The following is an 18,006-nucleotide window of genomic DNA, read 5'->3' on the forward strand; positions in this document are numbered from 1 at the left end:
GTTTATGAATTGGACGATGGCGCCTTGCGCGCGAAGGCGAAGCGCAAATAGCGTTCGAGCCTCAAGCCTTCAGGGATACGATTGGCTTCGACCAGTTCGGCGAACGCGGTGCTCACGCGGTCGCGCTCCGCGTTCGAGAAGCCGTCGAGGAAATTGCCGAAGGCGCTTGCTTCCGACCATCTGAGAACAGTGTCTACATCGCGATGCAGATCGATCAGGGATCGCAGGTCGCTGCGGTAGTCGATAAAGCCGGCGGCGGTGAACAGCGACTTGAGCTTGTCATCGGTGACGCCGAGAACAGGGTTCGAGTCCCGATGCGCATCGCCGAGACCGGCCTGCACGATCGCTGCACGAAGAAGCTGGCGCGACTGGTGCGGTCGCGAAGGATCCTGCACATTGAGCCCGAGCCTGCCGCCGGGCTTCAGCACGCGGTGGATTTCCCGCAAGGCACGGCCCTTCTCTGCGATCCAGTGCAGCACGCTGTTGAGATAGACCGCATCGAACTCACCGTCGCCGAAGCGCGACAGGTCCTCCGCGCGCCCGGTCTCGAACGTCAGAGTCTCCGACTGCCTGAGTCGCGCGATCTCGATACGGCTTTCCAGCGGATCGATGCCGACCACGCGGCCCTGCGGACCAACCAGGCCGGCAACGAATTCCGCGAGGCGCCCGGTTCCGGTGCCGATATCGAGCACATGCTCGCCCGCCTTCAGCGCAAGCGGGCCGATCAGGAATTTGCCGTGATGGAATTGAACGATGCCGGCCTGTTCATAGGCGCGGGCAAGTTCGGGAGTATCCTGCTCAAGGCTGATGACGCCGCTGGGTTGCGACATTTCCGGACTGTCCATCGTCACTGCATGCTGCGCTCGAGCATGAGACGCTGCCGGCAAACTCTACGTCTTCAGTCGCGAGAATGTCGATGAAATGAATTTGCATAGTTGCATCGGAAGCGAGCATGAACATTTTGGGTTGCTCGCCAATCGGAGACGAGACCGTATGCCGCGACGGATATTTCGACATACGAAGCGATCCACGTGGCTTCTGCATACGCCGGTTGCAGCGATGAAGTCCAATTTTGATCGGACGATGAACGCGTCGCGCGTCGGTGTGGCGGCGATCGTCGCAAATCTTCCAGCGCTCGCATTGGCGACAACGCGATCATTGCCTGTCCTCGCAAACAAAGCTGGTTTCATTTCATTGACTGAAGATCGATCGCTCTTACGATTTGCGGATCATTGCGAGGTTGATCAGCATGCCGCAATCCGATCCCGACAGCGTAGCCCGTGAAACCCTTCGTTTGATCGGGCCGGATCCGCAAGACTGGGTGCCGGACCGCGATGGGATCGACCACAACGTCTTCGTGGTCGGCGGCGGACAATCTGGGACCGCCTTCGCCTTTGCGCTGCGGCGCGCCGGGATCGGCAAGGTCTCCGTGATCGATGCGGCCGCCGGGAGCGCCGGCGTCGGCGTGTGGCGGACCAGCGCGCGCATGCACAAGCTGCGCACGCCAAAGAACCTGCCGGGGCCCGAGTTCGGGTTGCCTGGGCTCGGCTTTCAGGCGTGGTACGAAACGCGCTACGGCGCGGCGGCCTATGAGGCGCTCGACCGCATTCCGCGCCTGGATTGGGCTGCCTATCTCGACTGGTATCGCAACATCCTCGACGTCCGCGTCCGCTACGGCACGCGGCTGACCCGCATCGAGCCGAAGGCCGATCACTTGCGCCTCCATCTGGAAAAGGACGGCGCGACGAGCGTTGAGACCACGAGAAAGCTCGTGCTCGCGACCGGTTTCGTCAGCAATGGCGGTCCCGCCGTGCCTGACGTCGTGAAGCAAAATCTGCCGAAGAGCGCCTATGCCCATACCTCGGAGGCGATCGATTTCGAGGCGCTGCGCGGCAAGGCGGTTGCTGTGCTCGGCAGCGCGGCGTCGGCGTTCGATGCCGCGGCGGTTGTGCTGGAAGCGGGCGCCAAGGAAGTGCATCTGTTCGCGCGGCGCGAAGCGCTCGCTTCGCTGCCGGTAATCCGCATCCGCGGCTATCCCGGTGCTTATGACAATTACGGTGCGCTGCCCGACGTCGTGCGATGGCAGCAGGCGGTCCGCTTCCGCCGCGCCGGCTCGACCCCGCCGCCGGATGCGATCACGCGCGCGGTGAGATTTCCTAACTTTCATCTGCATCTGGCCTCGCCCTGGATTTCCGCGAAGCCCACGGCGTCGGGGCTCCTGGTCGGTACGCCGAGCGGCGAGTTCGCATTCGATTTCGCCATCATTGCCACCGGCTATTCCGTCGATCTCGCGGCGCAGCCGGAGCTGCGCGACTTCGCGCACGAAATCCTGCGCTGGCGCGATCGCTTCGCGCCGGCGGATGATCAACAGGATGAGACGCTGGCCGTCTATCCCTACCTCGGCGCAGGGCACGAATACCTGGAGAAGGAGCCGGGTCGCGCGCCGCACCTGAACGACATTCACGTCTTCAACCCGGCGGCGTTCGTCAGCTTCGGCGTACCTGTCGGCGATGTCTTGAGCTTCAAGCGCGACATTCCGGCGATCGTGGCGCGCATCAGCCGCGATCTGTTCCTCGCCGACCTCGCGGCGCATGAAGAGCGCATCAACGGCACGATCGCGGAGGATTTCGCGGCCGATCTCTACGCACCTGCAGTCTGGCAATCGCCGCAGAACGTGGCGGCGGAATAGGAAGCATAACCATGGCTCAAACCGACCTCATCGACAACGTCATTCCGCGCGCGGACATCGTCAAGCGCGCGGCCCGCCTCGGCGCGGAGATCCGGAACATCAAGCTGTCGGGCGATCTGTCCGACCAGACGATCGCCGCGATCAACAAGGTGCTGCTCGAGCACAAGGTGATCTTCTTCTGCGACCAGGATCATCTCGACGATGCCGAGCAGGAACGCTTCGCCATTCGGCTCGGCAGACTGGTGCCGCATCCGACCATCGGCGCGGCCAAGGGCACCTCTTCGATTCTCGAATTGGACTCAGGGCGGGGCGGGGGCCGCGCCGACCAGTGGCACACCGACGTCACCTTCGTCGACGCCTATCCGAGGATCTCCGTGCTTCGCGGCGTGGTGATCCCGCCCTATGGCGGCGACACCGTCTGGTCGAACACGGCCGCCGCCTATCTCGATCTGCCGCCGCCGCTGCAGCGCCTTGCCGACGAGCTCTGGGCGATCCACAGCAATGCCTATGACTACGCGGTGAAGTCGCGCGCGACCGAGGCGGACAAGAAGCACTTCGACGAAGTCTTCACCGGCACGGTCTACGAGACCGAACATCCGGTGGTCCGTGTTCATCCTGAAACCGGCGAGCGGACGCTGGTGCTCGGCAATTTCGTGCAGCGCTTCGTGGGCCTGCCGAAGTATGACGGCCAGAAGCTGTTCGATCTGTTCCAGTCGCATATCACCGCGCCGGAAAACACCGTGCGCTGGAGCTGGAGGGCCGGCGACGTCGCGATCTGGGACAATCGCGCGACGCAGCACTACGCCGTCAACGACTATGGCGACCAGCATCGCGTCGTCCGCCGCGCCACGATCGATGGCGAGGTGCCGGTCAGCATCGACGGCCGCCGCAGCGTGACGCGCATGAACGCCACCAAGCCGCAAGCGGCCAAGGCCGCGTAACAGGGAGTTCGGCAGATGAACATGCGGCGTCCAATCGTTCGTTTGGCTGGCTCCTCGTCAGGGGCCAGTGTTGCAACAAGGCTCCGGCATCTGTCATGGGCGCTGCTCCTGATGCTGGGCTTCATCGGCCAGGCCTTGGCGGAGCCGTTGGAAAAGACCGAGATCCGCTATCAGGGCTGGGCGGGCCAGGTGACGTTCCCCGAACTCGCCGAGGATCTTGGTTACCTCGCGCCACTGAAGCTCAAATGGGTCGGCAACACCATCAGCGGGCCGCAGGACATTCAGACCGTCGTCACCGGCGACATCGATGTCGGCGGCGCCTTCTATGGCGCGATCATCAAGCTGATTGCCGCCAAGGCGCCGATCAAGGCCGTAGTCGGCTATTACGGTTCCGATGCGGATACGTACTACGGCTATTACGTGAAGGAGGACAGCCCGATCAGGAGCGCGCGCGACCTGATCGGTAAGAAAGTCGCGGTCAATACGCTCGGCGCCCATCTCGAATTCGTGCTCCGCGAGTATCTGGCGCGCAATGGGCTCAGCGCCAGCGAGGCGAAGCAGGTCACGCTGGTGGCGGTGCCGCCGGTCACCGGCGAGCAGGCGCTGCGCCAGGGGCAGGTTGAGGTAACCGCGCTCAATGGCGTGCTGCGTGACAAGGCATTGGAACGCGGCGGCCTGCGAAAGCTGTTCGCAGATACCGACCTGTTCGGCAATTTCACCGGCGGCGCCTACGTGCTGCGGGACAAGTTCATCAGGGAGAATCCGAACACGGCTCGCAAGCTGATCGAAGGCATCTCGCGTGCCATTGAATGGGTGCGGGAAACCCCGCCGGAGGAAGTGCGGGCCCGCTTCGACAAGATTGTCGCCGAGCGCAAGCGCAACGAGGACGCCTCATCGATCAAATATTGGAAGAGCACCGGCGTCGCATCGAAGGGCGGGCTGATCGCCGATCAGCAATTGCAGGTGTGGATCGACTGGCTGGTGAAGGACGGGCTTCTGAAGCCGGACCAGATCAAGGCCTCGGACATCTATACCAACGATTTCAACTATTATCGTCCGGGCAAGACAGCGGAAGCCAAATGAGGACCGCAAAGATCCGGTTCGAGCAGGTCCGCAAGGAGTTCCTCGTTCGCGGCGAAAGTGGCGGAGCGGCGCGACGCTTCACGGCGCTCGAGGATGTCACGCTCGACGTCGGGCCGGGCGAATTCCTGGCGCTGGTCGGCCCGAGCGGCTGCGGGAAATCGTCCTTGCTCGATCTCCTGGGCGGGCTGACCGCGCCGACCAGCGGCCAAATCCTGCTCGATGGACGACCGATCTCGGGCCCGGCACGGGACCGCGGCATCGTTTTCCAGCAATACGCGCTGTTTCCCTGGCGGACAGCGGCGCAGAATGTCGAGTTCGGGCTCGACATTGCAGGCCTGAAATCGAAGCAACGGCGCTCGATCGCATTGCATTATCTCGACCTCGTCGGGCTTACCGGGTTTGCCGACCGCTATCCGCACGAGCTGTCCGGCGGCATGAAGCAGCGCGTGGCGATCGCGCGCAGCCTCGCCTACGATCCGGAAGTATTGCTGATGGATGAGCCGTTCGCGGCGCTCGACGCCCAGACCCGCGAGACGCTGCAGGGCGAACTCCTGCGCATCTGGCGAACGACCGGCAAGACCATCGTCTTTATCACGCACGGGATCGACGAGGCGGTCGTGCTCGGCCAGCGTGTCGCGGTGATGACGTCACGGCCCGGCCGCATCAAGCATGTCGTCGAGATTCCCGAGCTGTTGCGCAGCGAGGCCGACGACGTCCGATCGCTGCCCGAATTCGGGCGAGTCCGGCACGAGGTCTGGCGCCTGCTGCGCGAGGAAGTGCTCAAGGCCCAGCAGGGACAGCTTGCCGGTGCCGGCGTCGCGGCGCGCGCCAATCGTTCGGTGGAGACTGTTGCGCATGTCTAGTCTTGAGATGCTGACGCTGCTCGAACTCGCGCACGGAAGGCCGGCGTCGCTCGGCAGGGTGGAGGAAGAACCATCGGCTGTGGCGCGGGCGGTACGTCGGGTCGCACGCTGGCTGGTCGCGTTCGGCCGCCGGTCGCTGTTGGTGCTGGTCCTTCTGGCGGCATGGGAGGCTGCGCCCCGGTTCGGCCTGGTTGATCCGGCGTTCCTGCCGCCATTTTCGGAGGTGGTCGCGGCGGGCTGGCAGCTTGCACAGAGCGGCCAGCTCTACGACGATGTTTCTGCCAGCCTGTTGCGCGCATTGAGCGGCTTCCTGATCGCGGTCGTGTTGATCGTTCCGCTGGGGCTTGCGGTCGGCTGGTATGCCCGGCTTGGCGATCTCCTCAATCAAACCATCGAGATTTGCCGCAACACGGCCCCGCTGGCGCTGCTGCCGGTGTTCATCCTGCTGCTCGGGATCGGAGAGCTCTCGAAGGTCACGATGGTGATCTATAGCTGTGCCTGGCCGTTGCTCCTCAACACCATCGCCGCAGTGAAGCAGGTCGATCCGCTCCTGATCAAGTCAGCGCGCACCATGGGCGCAACACCGCAACAATTGTTCCGCAAGGTGATTCTGCCGGCCGCGCTTCCGACGATCTTCGTCGGTATCCGCCTGGCGAGCGCTGCGGCCATGCTGGTGCTGGTTGCTTCCGAGATGGTCGGCGCGAAGGCCGGGCTCGGCTACCTCATCATCTACAGCCAGTACAGCTTCCTGATCCCGCAGATGTATTTCGGGATTCTGGGGATCACCGTGATCGGTCTGACATTCAATGCCATCCTCGAAGCGCTCGAGCAGCGCTTCATGCGGTGGAAGACCGGGATGGCATGAAGCGCGGCGGTTCAGGCGGAATCCTCGTCCCCGAGGATGGCGCGTAGCCGCGCAATCAACTCCCGGTTCGCCGGATCGTCGCGGCGGCGAGGGCGGGCAACGTCGATCGGAATGGAAGCGGCAAGGCGCCCCGGCTTTCCGGTGATCGCGATCACTTCGTCGGCGAGATAAACCGCTTCCGTGATCGAGTGGGTCACGAAGATGACGGTCTTGTGGGTGGCGGCATGGATGCGCGCCAATTCGTCCTGCAGCGCCTCGCGGGTAAGGGCGTCGACGGCGGCGAACGGTTCATCCATCAGCAGGATGTCGGGATCGACCGCGAACGCACGCGCCAGCGCCACGCGCTGACGCTGGCCGCCGGACATCTCGTGTGGATATCGCTTCTCGAAGCCGGGCAAGCCAACCAGCGCTAGCGCAGCGCGCGCCATCTCGTGGCGCTCATGGGCGCCGACCTTGCCGTGCTCGAGGCCGAAGCCGACATTGGAAAGCACCGTGCGCCACGGCAACAGGCGCGCATCCTGGAACACCAACGCGACCGGTAGCCTGAAGCCTTCCGTACGCGCATTCACGCTGACCTCTCCGGCATTCGGCTGCAGCAATCCGGCGATCACGCGGAGTAGCGTCGACTTGCCGACGCCGGAAGGACCGAGTACGGCGACGAAGCGGCCGGGCGCAATGTCGAGGTCGAGATCGCGCAGCACCTCCGTCCGCTCGCCATCGCGCGCGAACGTTAGGCCGACACCGCGCAGCGAGATTATCGCTTCCATCGCAGCACCCGCGATTGCAGCGCAATGAAGGAGGTGTCGATCAGCCCATACAGCGCGGCCATCGTCGCCATGTAGATCACGACGACATCGCTCGCCAGCAGGTTGGAAGCCTGCATCATGCGTTGGCCGAGGCCCGGCACGCCGAAGATCTCGGAGGCGACGACCGCCATCCAGGCCTGGCCCAAAGCGGTCCGCAGCCCGACCAGGATGCCGGGCGCGGCGGCCGGCAGGATCACCTTGACCAGCTTTTGATCCGCGCGGCGGAATCCGAACGCATCAGCTACTTCGATCAGGTCGCGGTCGACCGCGTGGACCGAGCCAAGGGCGGCGAAATAGCAGATCCAGAACACGCCGGTCGAGATGATGAAGATCGCGGCCGCCGGATCGATGCCGAACCACAGGATCGCGAACGGCACCCAGGCAAGCCCTGGGATCGGCCGCAGGATGCGCACGACCCAGGCGAGAAAGGATTCCAGCGTCTTCGACATGCCGGTGGCGACGCCGAGGGCGATGCCGAGCAGGCTGCCGATCGCAAGCCCCGCGAGATAGTTGCGCAGGCTGGTCGTCAGCGCCGCGAACCAGATGCCGCTCGAAAGCTCGCGCCAGAACGCCTTCGGCAGCGCGCTCGGCGGCGGCAGCACCGATGCCGGCACGATATGAAAGGCGGGCATCGCCTCCCACAGCGCGAGGAACACGACAAGTCCCAGCGCGCCCAGCGTCAGCGATCGTGTGCGTGTCACCGGCCGCGTCCGTTCCTTGAATGACAGACGGCGTTAATTGGCCGCGGCGCGGTTATAGACGTCGAAGGCAAACAGGCCTTCGAGCGGCTCCGCCTTCTGCAGCGCGCCGATCTTCACCTGATAGTCCTGCAATTGCCGCGTCGATTCCTCGATGCGGTGCGGATCGGAAGTGAACTGGGTCTGCGGCGATTTCAGCGACTCCAGCAGGATATCGTCGGGCACGAGGCCGTTGCCGAAGGCGGCGCCGACATGCTTCACGGCTCGCTCGGGATGCTCCTTCAGGAACGCTGTGGCGCGGATGACCGAGCGCACCAGCCCGTCGACCGCTTTGGGATTCTTGTCGGCGAAGGAACCCATGACAGCAACCACGACACCGGGGAAATTAGGGAACATGTCCTTGCCGGTCGCGATCAGCTTGATTGCCGGGTTCTGCTTGCGGATGATGGAGAGCGCGGGCTCGCGCACCGAGCCGCCTTCGACCGCGCCGGTTGCGATCGCGCGCTGGGTCGCATCGATGCCCATCTCGACGATCTGGACGTCAGCCTTGTCGGCCTTCACGACTTCCCACAGCCAGTGCTGCAGGGCCGTGTTCGGTCCCGAGCCGATCGGCTGCGTCGCGAGCTTGACGGGGCGGCCGTTCTTCTCGCGGAACGCCTTGAACGCCGCGGCCGCATCCTTGCCCTCGATCTGCGGAGAGAACGCGGCGCTGGTCGCAAAGCCCATTTCTTCGACCACGGTCGCAGCGACGATGCGCACATCGATGCCCTTCGATCGCGCCACCAAGAGCGGCGCAAGGCCGGCGACATAGACGTCAAGCGTGCCCGATTGCAGCGCCTGGATCATGTTCGGGCCGGATTCAAAGGTGCTCGTGGTCAGCGTCAAGCCGGCCTGCTTGATCCAGCCCTCACCCTCGGCGACGAAGACCTGCGCCGCGCCCATCACCGGGATGAAGCCGACGCGCAACGGCTGCTGAGCCTGGACCGGAGCCGACAGGCCGAGCGCGATCCCGACCGCCGTCAGGGCAGCAAACATGGTTGTCACGAGGCGCATCGTCATCCTTCCGAGCGATGAGGGGAAATGTGGCCGTAACGTCTCTTTTCGGGGACATCCGGTCCATTGCGTTGTTTCACTTTGGATGAATGAAATATGCTGTCTTGACGCCAAATAATAGAAGATCGTTCTAAGTTGACGTCAGAACACCTCTCGCCAAGCCTATAGCGGCGGCGGCCTACACATTCCCGTTATCTCGGTGTCTCGCTCGGATCGATGCCCGTGCCGACTTTGTTGCGGGCCGTGGCCTGCGTCACCACGCTGTTTGGCGGCACGTCACGCGTCAGCCAGACATTGCCGCCGATGGTGGAGCCGCGGCCGATGGTGATCCGGCCGAGAATGGTCGCGCCCGCGTAGATGACCACGTCATCCTCCACGATCGGGTGGCGCGCGTCGCCCTTGACGACGTTGCCTTCGTCATCGGTCGGGAAATGCCGCGCGCCGAGCGTGACGGCCTGGTAGATGCGCACATTGTCGCCGATCACGGCGGTCTCCCCGATCACGACTCCGGTGCCGTGATCGATGAAGAAGCCCGATCCGATGCTGGCGCCCGGATGGATGTCGATGCCGGTCCTGGCATGAGCGATCTCGGCCATCAGCCGCGCCACCAGCCGTGCGCCCTGGCGATGCAGGATGTGGGCGAGGCGATGGTGGATGATCGCGGTCATGCCGGGATAGCCGATCAGGATCTCCGGAAAATTCCGCGCCGCCGGATCGCCGACGAAGGCCGCGCGCAGGTCACTGATCAGGATGCCGCGCACCGAAGGCAGCTCCGAAGCGAAGCTGCGCGTCAGCTCGATCGCGTCCTCGCGGCGAAAGCCCGGCAACAGCTCGTCGCCGATGAACAGCGCGCCGCGATGGATCTGCTCGAACAGCGAATCCAGGGCCACGCTCAACGTGCTGCCGACGAAATAGTCGATGTTCTCGCCGTCGAGATCGAATTGCCCGTAGTGCCTTGGAAACAGCGCTTCGGTCAGGCCGTTGAGGATGGCTTCCAGCGCCTCGCGGGATGGCGCGCGGCGCGCCTCGCCGTCGCGGCGGATGCTGTGGGTCTCCTCGCGCGAGACGCGCAATTCGGCGACAATCCGGTCGAGCTGCCAGCGTGCCGTCGGCGCGCCGCTGTCGTTGGCTGCGACGAGTTGCGATTGCGGCGGAACTTCACGCTTCATGCTGTTTCGCCCCGTGTTGCCCCTCAGCGGACGTGCGCCAAGGGAATGCTCACCTCCGCAAGTCGGTCCAGATCCGTGTCGTGATCGATCCCGACATATTGACCGTTCCAGTAGACGAGGCCGGACAGGCGGTGCGACAGCTCCATGCTGAGCAGGCGGCCGACGATGATGCCATGCGAGTAGCGCTCGATGATCTCTTCGGCTTCGCATTCCACCGTCGCAAGGGACTTCGTCAGCAGCGGCACGCCGGAGGAGCCAGCGGACCAGGGCGTCCCCTCGAACCGCTGCCCACCTTTCAGCCGGCGATTGCTGAAACGCGCCGCCAGCACCTGCTGGTCCGCGCCCAGTATGTTGACGCCGAACAGCCGATGCCGCTCGATCAAGGCAAAGGACGAGGCCTGCCGGTTGATGCTGACCAACAGTCGCGGCGGGGCGGCGCTGAGCGAGGTCAGCGAGCTGACCGTCATGCCGGTGATATCGTCACCATGTCCGGCGGTGACGATGGTCACCCCGCCGGCGAGCCGGCGCATGACCGAGTGAAACTGGCGTTCGATCTCGTCATTCTCGTTGACGAGATGGATATCCGCTTTGCCCATCGGTTACTCCTCTCGTCGCCTGCGGATATGGTCTCCGCTAGAAGAAGCCCTTGGCCGGCAAGGGCGTACCGCTGATCTCGTATTGCCCGATCGAGCGCGCCTTGAAGGTGGTCGGGTTGTGCGAGGACAGGGTCCGCGCATTGCGCCAGTGGCGGTCGAAATTCGTGACCTTCTTGGTGGCGGAGGCGCCGCCGACGTCGAACAGCAGGCTCCCTGCGCGGATCGCGAATTCATCCGCCACGATCTTGGCCTTTGCCGACAGCAGCGCCGCCCTGTGCGCTGCTTCGACCGCATTGGCGGCGCCTGCGTCGAACGCGTCGGTTGCGACGTCAAGCGCTTCGGCGGCCGCGAGCACCACGGTCTCGGCGGCGAACGCGCCGCTTGCGATCTGGCCTACGGTCTGCTGCAGCAGCGGATCGTCGGTCGGGGTCTGGCTCGGCGCGTAGTAGAAGGTCCGCTTGCGGGAGCGGACGAGAGCCGCGGCTTCATGCAGGCTGGCGCGCGCGATCCCGGCGACGATCGCGGTCAGGAACAGCTGCGCGAACGTGTTCGAATAGGGCACGCCATAGCCGATATCAGGCGCGTCGAACACGACCTCCTGCGGCTTGACCTTCACATTGCGAAAATGGGTGGTGCCGGTCGCCGTCAGCCGCTGGCCGAGCCCGTCCCAATCGTCGATCAGTTCGATGCCTTCGCGCTTGACGGGGATGATCGTCGCGCCGGCCGCGCCGGACGGATCGGCGGCGCGCACCAGGACGTAGTCCGAATACAGCGTGCCGGTGCTGTAATATTTCGTGCCGTTCAGCAGGAAGTCACCGTTTGCGTCGGGCGTCAGCGTCGTGTTGGGCGTGATGTCGCCGACCTTCGGGCTTTCCAGCTCGGTGGTCGCAAGTCCGATGATGGCGCCTTCGGCGACCGCCTTCTGCCATTGTCGGCTCTGCTCGTCCTTGGGAGTCCGCACCAGCCGCTCGACGACGCTGAAATGGTTGCGCAGGATATGCGCGACGTTCGCGTCGGCCTCACCCAAGCGGATGACGACCTCGAACAATTCGCGGATCGTGCTGCCGGCGCCGGCGGCCGCCGTCGGCAGCCGCAACGCGCCGAGGCGCGCCTTGCGGATCAGATCGATCTCCTGGAACGGAAGGACACGGTCGCGCTCGCGTTCGCTGGCGCCTTCGGCGATATGCTTCAGGAGCGCCTCAAGGTCTGGTGAACGGAGATCGAGACGGTGCGACGATCCCAGGGAATTTGCGGATACAGGCTTGTTCATCGTTTAACCCGGATGGAGTTGGAGTAGTGGTTACAGTTGCGCAAGGTGATCGGTGATCTTGACCGGCTCGGGCAAGACCTTGCGCGCCACCAGCCAGTCGGCCGCCTTCTGCAGCTCGGCGAGGAACTTTTCGTCGTTGACCGGGAAGTAGCGATACTGCCGCTTCAGCGCGATGAACTGATCGCGCACCTGGTCGCTGTACTTGCCGGCCTTCTGCGCGATGTATTCGGCGTCCTTGCTGTTCTCCGAAATCCATTTGCCCTCGGCGCGGAAGGCGTCGTTGACGGCGCGGACCAGGGCCGGATTGTCGGTCGCGAATTTGCGGGTGGTGAGATAGGAGGTGTAGTCGATCTGGAAATCGAGGTCGCGGCCCTCGAGGAAGATGTCGTGCGCCTTGTATTCGAGCCGCGCGATGTCGACGCCCGGACTCCACATCGACCAGGCATCGACCTTGCCGGAGGCGAGCGCCGGCGCTGCATCGGGCGGATTGAGGTAGACGAATTTCACCGCGGAGCGGTCGACCTTGTGCTTCTCCAGCGCCGCCACCAGCAGGAATTCGCCGAGGCCCGAACGGTTCACCGCGACCGACTTGCCAACGAGGTCTTCGATCTTGTTGATGCCGGAATCGTCCTTGGCGATGATCGCGGTGGTGCGCGGCTCGTAGACGACGAACTGCGTAAACACCAGCGGCGAGCCGGCGATGATCGCTGCCAGTGCCGGCGTGGTGCTGCCGCCGAAGCTGAAGTCCGCGCTGCCGCCCGTCACCGCCTGCAGTGTCGGCGCATGGTTCGGGAACGGCCCGAGCCATTCGACCTTGATGCCGTCCTTGGCGAGCAGCTTATCGAACTCGCCGCGTTCCTTGGCAATCAGATTGAGGCCGCTGAGGCCCCAGGTCAGGCGGACCGTGTCGGTGGTGCGCCCGGTCGCCGATTGTGCGGTCTTCGGCAAGCCTAGGCCGGCAAGAGCGCCGAGGCCCGCGGCCGCCGAGCCGAGGAAGCTCCGGCGGGACGGTTTTGCAAACGAGAAGTCAGACATGGATGAACGATCCTTCCGAAGAAACTCAAGCAGTGTGGTGAGACGCAACGACGCCGAGCTCGGTAAGCAGCTCGGCGCGGGCTATCCGGCTCGCACCATGGCCCTTGGTTCGATGCTCGAACGCGATCCGGCCCTCGCGCATCACCAGGATGCGGTCGGCAAGCGCGATGGCTTCGTCCACATCGTGCGTCACGAGCAGGACGCCCGGCCGATGGCTGGCCACGAGTTCGCGGACGAGATCGTGCATGCGGATGCGGGTCAGCGCGTCGAGCGCGGCAAAGGGCTCGTCGAGCAGCAGCAACTCCGGCTGCTGCACCAGGGCGCGGGCCAGCGCGACGCGCTGGGCCTGCCCGCCGGAAAGATTGCGCGGCCAGTCATCGAGCCGGTCGCCAAGGCCCACTTCCGCCAGAGCCGCCGCGGCGCGCTCGCGCGGATCGTTGACCTGCAGCCCGAGCGACACGTTGCGCCAGAGATTGTCCCACGGCAGCAGGCGATGCTCCTGGAATACAACTGCGGGACGCCGCGGCGCGACGATGCGGCCGCCGTCGATCGAATCGAGCCCTGCGAGCGCGCGCAGCAGCGTGGTCTTGCCGCAGCCGCTCTCGCCGAGCAGCGCGACGAATTCGCCGCGCTCGATGCGCAAATTGAGGTTCTCGATCACGACGCGATTGCCATAGGCGCGGCGCAGGTTGGTCACCACCACGGCCGGCGCGACGGTCGACGATGGCACGACGTGAAGGGTCACCGTGCGCCTCCATAGTTCGGGTGCCAGGCGAGCAGGCGCCGTTCGAGGAAGCGTGCGATCCCGTCCGCCGCGACGCCGATCAGCGCGTAGATCACGATGGTCAGCACGATCACGTCGGTGCGCAGGAATTCGCGGGCATCCATCGCGAGGAAGCCGATGCCGGATTGCGCGCCGATGGTCTCGGCCACGACCAGCGCGAGCCACGCCGTTGCGAGCGCATAGCGGACACCGGTCAGGATCGAGGGCAGGGCGCCCGGCAGAATGATCCGCCGGATCAGTTCAAGCGTGCCGAGACCCTGGATGCGTCCGAGTTCGACCAGCTTCGGATCGACCTGGCGGATCCCCAAGGTGGTGTTGATGTAGATCGGAAAGGTGACGCCAAGCGCGACCAGGAAGATCTTCTCGGCCTCGCCGACGCCGAGCCAGACGATCACGAGCGGCAGGGCCGCCAGGAAGGGAATCGCGCGGATCATCTGCACGCTGCGGTCGATCGCGGCCTCCGCGATGCGGGAGAAGCCGACCAGCGTGCCAAGCGCAAAGCCGACGGCGCCGCCGATTGTAAAGCCCGCGGCGGCGCGCAACAGGCTGATGCCGAGATCGTTCAGCAGGCTGCCGCTCGTCGCAAGCTTGAATGCCGTCCTGACGACCTTGCTCGGCGCCGGTAACACTTGCGGCGACAGCCAGCCGGCCTGCGCGAGTACCTCCCAAACGATGAGGAGCGCGACCGGCGCGAGCCAGGAGAGCAGTTGCAGTCCGCGCCGGCCCAGCTCGAATGGTTTCCGTACGGGTGCCGACGCGCCGTCCTTGGGCTCAACTCCATCAAATTCGGCCGGAGAGACGGTTTGTTCCAGGTTGCTCAAGATAGCGTCGCCCTCGCTTTATCGTGTTGCATGATGCGCGCGCGGATGAAGCGACATCAGAATGCCACGCGCGGGACGCACCAAGGCATTTACTCTGTCGGCGGCGCGGCGCGCCCCTGAGTGCAAGCCCTTTCACACGTCGCAAAATGTCCCACGAATTTGGCCGGACAGAAATAGAGCGGTTTTCCAATTGTCTGGTGCCGGAGAGTTTTCTGGTTTCTTTGCGCGCGCAACACGGCAAAGAATATCTTTCAGCGCCGCTCCGCTTGATCTCTGTTCGCGCTTTGGCGAAAACAGTCGCGCGCGTGGCGATGCGCACGAGAGAAATCAGAACAGAGAACTGGTAATGACGTCACGACCGCTTCGTTTCGGCATCTGGGCACTGGTCCATGGACCGCGCGCCGCGCATCAGGATCCGGAAGAACCCTATGATGCGTCGTGGGAACGCAACCGCGATCTGGTGCTTGCGGCCGAGCGGCTGGGCTATGACTCGACGCTGGTCGCGCAGCACACCATCAATCCGCATCAGGAGGATCTCGATCAGTTGGAGGCGTGGAGCGCGGCGGCGGCGCTCGCGGCACTGACGAGCCGGATCGAGATCATCGCCGCGATCAAGCCGTATCTCTATCACCCGGTGGTGCTGGCGAAGATGGCGCTCGGCATCGAGAACATCAGCCGCGGCCGCTTCGCCATCAATCTGGTCAATGCCTGGAACAGGCCCGAGCTCGAAAAAGCGGGTATCGGCTTTCCGGAGCATGACGCGCGCTATGCTTACGGCCGCGAATGGATCAGTGTGGTGTCGCGCCTGATGCAGGGCGAGCGCCTGAGCTATAAAGGCGAGCACTTCGATGTGCGCGACTATGCCCTCCGGCCCGCCGACCTCTACCGGCAGCGGCCGCTGATCTACGTCGGCGGCGAATCCGAGCCGGCCCGCGCGCTGGTGGCCGATCACGGCGACGTCTGGTTCATCAACGGTCAGCCGCTGGAGGATGTCGCCGGGCTGATCGCCGACGTCGCAGCGCGGCCGCGCCCTTCCGCGCCGTTGCGCTTCGGCCTCTCGGCGTTCGTGATCGCGCGCCAGACCGATGAAGCGGCCCAGGCTGCGCATCGGCGGCTGTTGGACCTCGCCGCCAAGGATGCGCCGATGCGGGCGATCCAGAAGCAGAACACCGATCCGAAGGTCGTGATGATGCAGACGATGCAGAAGAGCGCGCGGGTCGGCAGCAATGGCGGCACGGCGGCCGGCCTCGTCGGCAGCTACGACGACGTGGCATCGCGCATCCTTGCCTTCCACGCAGCGGGGATCGAGCTGTTCATGCTGCAGTTCCAGCCGTTCGAGGGGGAGATGGAGCGCTTTGCCAGGGAGATCATCCCGCGCGTGCGGCAGGCGCAGTCCGCGGCCGAGAGGAATCTTCTCCCGGTGAGGCAAGCGACGAAAGCTTAGCCCACGTCTGCGCCGATATCTGGAATTGCCAGCGGCGACCGCTCGCGTAATTTTGCGGTGCAGCGCGCAGCCGAAGGACCGGAATCCAGCAATGAATGTGCATCAATCCCTCGCGGCCTCACGGCCGGCGGAGGCCTTTCCGCCCATCGTGACCGATGTCGTCGCCGAAGATGCGATGGTGCGGTTCGAGGCCGTCTCGAAGACCTATCCCGCCTATCGCGGCAAGCCGAGCGTGACGGCGCTCCAGGACATCGACTTCGCCATTCCCCGCGGCGCGATCACCGGCGTGATCGGGCGCTCAGGGGCCGGCAAGTCCAGCCTGGTGCGGCTGATCAACGGGCTGGAGAAACCGACGACCGGCCGCGTGATCGTCGACGACAGCGACATTTCGGCGCTTTCCGGCAGCGCATTGCGACTGGCGCAACGCTCGATCGGCATGATCTTCCAGCACTTCAATCTGCTGTCGTCGCGGACGGCGGCTGACAACATCGCCTTGCCGCTTGAAATCGCCGGCTGGCCGAAAGCCGAGATCGCCGCGCGCGTCTCGGAACTGCTCGACCTCGTCGACATCGCCAACAAGCGCAACCGCTATCCGTCCGAACTCTCTGGCGGCCAGAAGCAACGCATCGGCATCGCGCGAGCGCTGGCGACGCGGCCGAGCGTGCTGTTGTCTGATGAGGCGACCTCGGCGCTCGATCCGCAGACGACGCGCTCGATCCTCGACGTGCTCGCCAACATCAACCGCGAACTCGGCGTGACCATCATCCTGATCACCCACGAGATGTCGGTCGTGCGGCAGCTCGCCAAGGAGGTGATCGTGCTCGATGCCGGGCGCGTCGTCGAGCGTGGTCACGTCGCCGACATCTTCACCCATCCGCAGCATGCGATCACCCAGAGCTTCCTCTCCGAGGTGCTCGGCGACGCGGTCCCGGTGTCGTTGTCGAGCCGCCTGCAACAGCAGGCTGCGCCCGGTGCCCAGGCCGTGATCCGGGTGCTCGTCCGCGGCGATGGCGGCGACCGGCTGGTGGCGCGCCTGTCGCGCGAGCTTGCGATCGACGCGGCGCTGCTGTCGGCGCGGATCGACGAGATCGGCGGCCAGCAGGTCGGGTCACTGACGCTTGGCGTGCCCGGCGACGAGGCCGTGGTTGCGCGCGTGCTGTCCTTCCTCTCTCAACATCGGTTTTCCGCGGAGCGTCTCGGCTATGTCGCCTGAACTCATCAATCTCATCATCCAGGCGACCGGCGAAAGCCTGTTCATGGTCGCGGTTGCAGCCTCGCTCGGCACGCTGTTCGGGCTGCCGATCGGGGTGTTTCTCGCCACCAGCCGCAAGGGCGAACTATTCGCCGCACCGGCCGCGAATGCGGTCCTCGGCGTGATCGTCAATGCGACGCGCTCAACGCCCTTCATCATCCTGGTCGTCGCGATCATCCCGTTCACGCGCCTCGTCGCGGGCACCTCGATCGGATCGGGAGCGGCCATCGTTCCGCTGACTATCGCCGCGACGCCCTTCATCGCGCGCCTTGTCGAGGGGGCGATCCGCGAAGTCGATGCCGGCCTGATCGAAACCGCGTCGTCCTTCGGTGCAACCCCGCTACAGGTCGTGTTCAAGGTCCTGATCCCGGAGGCGCTGCCGGGGCTGGTGCTGTCGCTGACGCTCGCGGTGGTCAGCCTGCTCGGCTATTCGGCCATGGTCGGCGCGGTCGGCGGCGGCGGGCTGGGCGATCTCGGCATCCGCTACGGCTATCAGCGCTTCATGCCGGGCATGATGCTGGCCGTGGTGGTGGTCCTGATCGCGCTGGTGCAGACGGTGCAGACCGCCGGCGACTATCTGGCGCGCCGGGTCAACCGCCGGTTGCGCCATCGCTAGCCTACGGACGACGATGCGGCC

Annotated in this window: 18 protein-coding genes; 8 read left to right on the forward strand and 10 right to left on the reverse strand. The window is 64.9% G+C overall.

Going from position 1 to position 18,006, the window contains the following annotated elements:
* Positions 1-2: 2 nt before the first annotated feature.
* Positions 3-830, reverse strand: a complete 828-nt coding sequence (locus I6F35_RS14580) for a methyltransferase domain-containing protein (protein ID WP_225118366.1) — start codon at positions 828-830, stop codon at positions 3-5.
* A gap of 419 nt (positions 831-1,249) precedes the next feature.
* Here I6F35_RS14580 and I6F35_RS14585 point away from each other — a divergent pair, with 419 nt between their 5' ends.
* From I6F35_RS14585 to I6F35_RS14605, 5 genes are read left to right on the forward strand one after another with little or no spacing between them, the layout of a single operon-like run.
* On the forward strand, positions 1,250-2,689 hold the full coding sequence (locus I6F35_RS14585; RefSeq protein ID WP_225118367.1) for an NAD(P)/FAD-dependent oxidoreductase: 1,440 nt from the start codon (positions 1,250-1,252) through the stop codon (positions 2,687-2,689).
* Between the two features lie 11 nt (positions 2,690-2,700).
* Positions 2,701-3,630: a TauD/TfdA family dioxygenase gene (locus I6F35_RS14590; protein WP_225118368.1), complete on the forward strand. Its 930-nt coding sequence runs from the start codon at positions 2,701-2,703 to the stop codon at positions 3,628-3,630.
* 15 nt (positions 3,631-3,645) lie between these two features.
* A complete protein-coding gene (locus I6F35_RS14595; RefSeq protein WP_225118369.1) occupies positions 3,646-4,713 on the forward strand; it encodes an ABC transporter substrate-binding protein in 1,068 nt (355 codons plus the stop codon).
* On the forward strand, positions 4,710-5,576 hold the full coding sequence (locus I6F35_RS14600; RefSeq protein WP_225118370.1) for an ABC transporter ATP-binding protein: 867 nt from the start codon (positions 4,710-4,712) through the stop codon (positions 5,574-5,576). The genes I6F35_RS14595 and I6F35_RS14600 overlap by 4 nt, the downstream gene beginning before the upstream one ends.
* The gene (locus tag I6F35_RS14605) at positions 5,569-6,441 is read left to right on the forward strand and encodes an ABC transporter permease (RefSeq protein WP_225118371.1); all 873 of its coding nucleotides are present in this window, start codon (positions 5,569-5,571) and stop codon (positions 6,439-6,441) included. The genes I6F35_RS14600 and I6F35_RS14605 overlap by 8 nt, the downstream gene beginning before the upstream one ends.
* 11 nt (positions 6,442-6,452) lie before the next feature.
* On the opposite strand, the gene I6F35_RS14610 is transcribed toward I6F35_RS14605, so the two are convergent.
* The 9 genes from I6F35_RS14610 to I6F35_RS14650 form a co-directional block, all read right to left on the reverse strand.
* Positions 6,453-7,208, reverse strand: a complete 756-nt coding sequence (locus tag I6F35_RS14610; protein WP_225118372.1) for an ABC transporter ATP-binding protein — start codon at positions 7,206-7,208, stop codon at positions 6,453-6,455.
* Positions 7,196-7,879 (reverse strand): ABC transporter permease, encoded by a 684-nt coding sequence (locus I6F35_RS14615; protein WP_225118484.1) that lies wholly within the window; start codon positions 7,877-7,879, stop codon positions 7,196-7,198. Before I6F35_RS14615 ends, I6F35_RS14610 begins: the two co-directional genes overlap by 13 nt.
* 102 nt (positions 7,880-7,981) lie before the next feature.
* Complete coding sequence (locus I6F35_RS14620) at positions 7,982-8,998, reverse strand: ABC transporter substrate-binding protein (RefSeq protein WP_225118373.1); 1,017 nt, start codon at positions 8,996-8,998, stop codon at positions 7,982-7,984.
* A 191-nt stretch (positions 8,999-9,189) separates the two neighbouring features.
* Positions 9,190-10,167, reverse strand: a complete 978-nt coding sequence (epsC, locus tag I6F35_RS14625) for a serine O-acetyltransferase EpsC (RefSeq protein ID WP_225118374.1) — start codon at positions 10,165-10,167, stop codon at positions 9,190-9,192.
* Between the two features lie 23 nt (positions 10,168-10,190).
* Positions 10,191-10,763, reverse strand: a complete 573-nt coding sequence (locus I6F35_RS14630) for a flavin reductase family protein (RefSeq protein WP_225118375.1) — start codon at positions 10,761-10,763, stop codon at positions 10,191-10,193.
* A gap of 37 nt (positions 10,764-10,800) precedes the next feature.
* On the reverse strand, positions 10,801-12,033 hold the full coding sequence (locus I6F35_RS14635) for an acyl-CoA dehydrogenase family protein (protein WP_225118376.1): 1,233 nt from the start codon (positions 12,031-12,033) through the stop codon (positions 10,801-10,803).
* A gap of 30 nt (positions 12,034-12,063) precedes the next feature.
* Entirely contained in the window at positions 12,064-13,068 is a 1,005-nt protein-coding gene (locus I6F35_RS14640; protein ID WP_225118377.1) for an NrtA/SsuA/CpmA family ABC transporter substrate-binding protein, read from the reverse strand.
* A 25-nt stretch (positions 13,069-13,093) separates the two neighbouring features.
* Positions 13,094-13,813 (reverse strand): ABC transporter ATP-binding protein, encoded by a 720-nt coding sequence (locus I6F35_RS14645; RefSeq protein WP_225118378.1) that lies wholly within the window; start codon positions 13,811-13,813, stop codon positions 13,094-13,096.
* Positions 13,810-14,580 carry an ABC transporter permease subunit gene (locus I6F35_RS14650; protein ID WP_225118485.1) on the reverse strand — a complete coding sequence of 257 codons (771 nt, stop codon included), beginning with the start codon at positions 14,578-14,580 and terminating at the stop codon, positions 13,810-13,812. Before I6F35_RS14650 ends, I6F35_RS14645 begins: the two co-directional genes overlap by 4 nt.
* Positions 14,581-15,019: 439 nt before the next feature.
* On the opposite strand from I6F35_RS14650, the gene I6F35_RS14655 reads away from it, so the two are divergent.
* From I6F35_RS14655 to I6F35_RS14665, 3 genes are all read left to right on the forward strand, one after another.
* On the forward strand, positions 15,020-16,117 hold the full coding sequence (locus I6F35_RS14655) for an LLM class flavin-dependent oxidoreductase (protein WP_225118379.1): 1,098 nt from the start codon (positions 15,020-15,022) through the stop codon (positions 16,115-16,117).
* A gap of 91 nt (positions 16,118-16,208) precedes the next feature.
* A complete protein-coding gene (locus I6F35_RS14660) occupies positions 16,209-17,330 on the forward strand; it encodes a methionine ABC transporter ATP-binding protein (RefSeq protein WP_225118380.1) in 1,122 nt (373 codons plus the stop codon).
* Positions 17,320-17,985 (forward strand): methionine ABC transporter permease, encoded by a 666-nt coding sequence (locus I6F35_RS14665; RefSeq protein ID WP_225118381.1) that lies wholly within the window; start codon positions 17,320-17,322, stop codon positions 17,983-17,985. Before I6F35_RS14660 ends, I6F35_RS14665 begins: the two co-directional genes overlap by 11 nt.
* Positions 17,986-18,006: the final 21 nt, after the last annotated feature.

The organism is Bradyrhizobium sp. BRP22 (assembly GCF_020194175.1).
Lineage (GTDB): Bacteria > Pseudomonadota > Alphaproteobacteria > Rhizobiales > Xanthobacteraceae > Bradyrhizobium.